This is a genomic window from Virgibacillus sp. M23, from assembly GCF_034190895.1.
In the GTDB taxonomy this organism is placed as follows: Bacteria; Bacillota; Bacilli; order Bacillales; family Amphibacillaceae; genus Virgibacillus; species Virgibacillus salarius.
The window spans coordinates 1-461 of record NZ_JAWDHA010000246.1 but is presented as its reverse complement, the minus strand read 5'-3'; the positions used below and the strand labels follow the sequence as shown (position 1 = coordinate 461).

Annotated in this window: 2 pseudogenes; one reads left to right on the top strand and one right to left on the bottom strand. The window is 33.4% G+C overall.

The features are described from left to right. Positions 1-218, bottom strand: a pseudogene (locus RVS70_RS22350) (hypothetical protein); the annotation flags it as partial. A 173-nt stretch (positions 219-391) separates the two neighbouring features. On the opposite strand from RVS70_RS22350, the pseudogene RVS70_RS22345 reads away from it, so the two are divergent. After that, a pseudogene (locus RVS70_RS22345) lies at positions 392-461 on the top strand (YolD-like family protein); the annotation flags it as partial.

The window sequence follows — 461 nt, the reverse complement described above, 5'->3', positions numbered from 1 at the left end:
TTTAAATATTCACGGAGCTTTGCTTCACTTTTGGTTTGATCCATGCCAATTGTAATTGCCGGATCTGTTTGACCAATTTGCACACTGAATAAACCAAATTCATCCCGAATATTATCAATTACTTCCAAAGGGGACTTTTTATTTGCTTCGATTAAAGTAATACCCGACATAATCAAAGCAGGAACTAAGACCAAAAATCCGATTAGCCTCTTCTTCATTAACCATTACACTCTCCTTCGTGGAAAAGAATCCCTCCTTTATTAATACTACGTATATCATTATTGACCTTTATATTTTATTACCAACATTTACATCGAACTTTCGTTCGTATTTTTGTTGAATAAGGAACTTTTGTTCCGTTAATATTAGATCAATAAAGGAGTGAGTCGATATACTTAGAGATCGAGGAACAATCAAATATACGTCAATTATGCTTCCAGAACATTTAACACAGCTTAAAC